Source organism: Kitasatospora sp. NPDC059803 (assembly GCF_042732255.1).
In the GTDB taxonomy this organism is placed as follows: Bacteria; Actinomycetota; Actinomycetes; order Streptomycetales; family Streptomycetaceae; genus Kitasatospora.
On record NZ_JBHWIJ010000015.1, the window covers coordinates 25267 to 27514 of the forward strand.

The following is a 2248-nucleotide window of genomic DNA, read 5'->3' on the forward strand; positions in this document are numbered from 1 at the left end:
GCCGCCGCCCCGGCCCCCCCTACGCCCCCCCCCCCCTACCGGCGGGCCCGGGCCTCGGGCGGTTGCTCAGCCCTTGGCGGCCTTCTTCACCAGGACCACCACGGCGGCGGCGATACCGGCGACGACCAGCACCTTGATCATGATGCTCAGCAGGGCGCCGACGACACCGAAGACGAATCCCACGATGTTCCAGAGCAGCACCAGGACCAGCACCGGGATGACGATGTTCCGCACCCAGGAGGGCAGCGACTTCCAGAGCTCAGCCATGACCGTTCCTTCTCTCCCCGTGGGGTCGGCTGCCGTCCGGTGCCGCATCCCGCTTGCTTTCGGTACTTCGATCGTACGGGGACACGAGTGCCGGAACGAGGCCCGATGGCCCGGAGAGAACCCCTAGATCACCCCGACCCGGGGCCCCGGGGAGACCCGGGTACGGGCCTCGGGGACGACCCCCGGGAAGGGCGCCGCACCGCCTGCGACCAGTGGTCAGACCGGCCAGCGCTCGCCGCGCCAGGCGGCGTCCCAGAACATCCACTCGTAGCGCGAGGTGGTCGTGAAGTGCTCGACGACCCGGCGCCGTTCGGCCGGGGAGATCTCCTCGCCGAGGCGGTCGGTGAGCGCCAGCACCCGGCGGACGACGGACTGGAACGCCTCGTCGCCGTAGGTGGCGATCCACTTGGCGTACAGCGGGTCGGGGGAGCCCTGGGCGAGCAGCGCCTCGCCGACCCGGGCGTAGATCCAGTAGCAGGGCAGCACCGCGCCGACGGCCTCGGCGAAGGAGCCGCCGTAGACGGTGGCCAGCAGGTAGCTGGTGTAGGCCCGGGTGGTGGGCAGCACCGGTTCGGCGGCGGCCTGCTCGGCGCTGCCGCCGAAGGCGGTCAGGAACTCGGCGTGCATGCCCTGTTCGGCGGCCAACGCACCGACCGCGTCGTCGGCGAAGGCCCGCACGTCCTCCTCGCCGGGCGCCTTGGCGGCGCAGACGGCGAGCGCGCGGGCGTAGTCGCGCAGGTAGTGCGAGTCCTGGACGACGAAGTGGCGGAAGGCCGCACGCGGCAGGGTGCCGTCGGTGAGGCCGCCGATGAAGGGGTGGGCGAGGATCTCGGCGTACACCGGCTCGATGGCCGCCCAGAGTTCTTCCGTCAGGCTCTTGCTCATGCCCAGGACCCTAGACGGTCTGCCCCAAGCCGGTCTCCGGTCGGCCCCCGGCAGGTCCGCAGACGGTCAGCCCTCGGGCGGGGAGAACACCACCAGGACCCGCAGCTCCTCGGTGACGTGGTGGAAGCGGTGCTCGGTGCCGGCCGGGACGTAGACGACGGTGCCGCGCCCGACCGTGGCGGTCTCGGCGCCGACGGTCAGTTCGGCGCGGCCGCTGATCACCTGGTAGATCTCGTCCTGGTCGTGCGCGGTCTGCGGGTCGGTGTCGCCGGGGGAGAGCGCGTAGAGCCCGGCGGACATCCGCGGTTCGCGCAGGAAGCGCAGGTACGCGCCGTCGTTCGCCGCGCGTTCGACGTCCAGTTCGTCCAACCGGAACAGCTTCACCGCTGCTCCCCTCCTTCGTCCATCCACCGTGCGGGCCACGGGCATTCAACACCACGGGCGCCGGACCGGGGGCGCCAAGATGTCCGGCGGGAGCGCCAACATGTCCGAGGAGAGCTTCCCCCGGGGCGGCGGGGCCTGCCAGGCTTGGGCGTCATGAAGGGTTTCCTCATCAAGACAGTGATCAACGCGGTGGCCATCTGGGTCGCCGCCTGGATCGTCAACGGTATCCAACTCGCGAGCGGCAAGGCCGACCTGGGACACAAGGCCCTGACGGTGGTCGCCGTCGCCGTGGTCTTCGGCCTGGTCAACTTCCTGATCAAGCCGCTGGTCAAGCTGTTCTCGTTCCCGCTGTTCATCCTCACCCTGGGGCTGATCACCTTCGTGATCAACGCCCTGATGCTGTGGCTGACCTCCTGGGCCGCGGGCAAGCTGCACCTGGACTTCAACGTCACGGGCTTCGTGCCGGCGCTGCTCGGCTCGCTGATCATCAGCCTGGTCTCGTGGGGGCTGCACCTGGCCCTGGACGACGACTGACCTCGGCCGTGGCCGGGCACCGACTGGCCGAACCCGACCTGGCCGGGGCCCGTCCGGCCGGACACGAGCGGGGCCCCGGCCGCGGGGGGGGGGGCGCGGCCCGAGGGGGCGGGCGCCCCCGGGGGGCTGGCGGGGCGGGCCCCCGACCGCCTCGCCCGGCTGGAGAAGGGCCTCACCG

General features: G+C 71.8%; 4 protein-coding genes. 1 reads left to right on the top strand and 3 read right to left on the bottom strand.

Translation table 11 applies throughout. The features are described 5' to 3' along the window. Positions 1-66: 66 nt before the first annotated feature. The 3 genes from ACFV6I_RS04325 to ACFV6I_RS04335 form a co-directional block, all read right to left on the bottom strand. On the bottom strand, positions 67-267 hold the full coding sequence (locus tag ACFV6I_RS04325) for a DUF5326 family protein (protein ID WP_063348421.1): 201 nt from the start codon (positions 265-267) through the stop codon (positions 67-69). Between the two features lie 216 nt (positions 268-483). After that, a complete protein-coding gene (tenA, locus tag ACFV6I_RS04330; protein ID WP_063348422.1) occupies positions 484-1152 on the bottom strand; it encodes a thiaminase II in 669 nt (222 codons plus the stop codon). A 66-nt stretch (positions 1153-1218) separates the two neighbouring features. Further along, positions 1219-1536, bottom strand: coding sequence for a cupin domain-containing protein (locus ACFV6I_RS04335; RefSeq protein ID WP_063348423.1), 318 nt, complete (start codon positions 1534-1536; stop codon positions 1219-1221). Positions 1537-1689: 153 nt separating this feature from the next. Here ACFV6I_RS04335 and ACFV6I_RS04340 point away from each other — a divergent pair, with 153 nt between their 5' ends. Then, positions 1690-2070: a phage holin family protein gene (locus ACFV6I_RS04340; protein ID WP_063351244.1), complete on the top strand. Its 381-nt coding sequence runs from the start codon at positions 1690-1692 to the stop codon at positions 2068-2070. The last annotated feature ends 178 nt before the right edge of the window (positions 2071-2248 follow it).

Bases quoted from the DNA above. Each gene is read 5' to 3' on its own strand.
- ACFV6I_RS04325 (WP_063348421.1), bottom strand. From the start codon at position 267: ATGGCTGAGCTCTGGAAGTCGCTGCCCTCCTGGGTGCGGAACATCGTC.
- tenA (WP_063348422.1), bottom strand. From the start codon at position 1,152: ATGAGCAAGAGCCTGACGGAAGAACTCTGGGCGGCCATCGAGCCGGTG.
- ACFV6I_RS04340 (WP_063351244.1), top strand. From the start codon at position 1,690: ATGAAGGGTTTCCTCATCAAGACAGTGATCAACGCGGTGGCCATCTGG.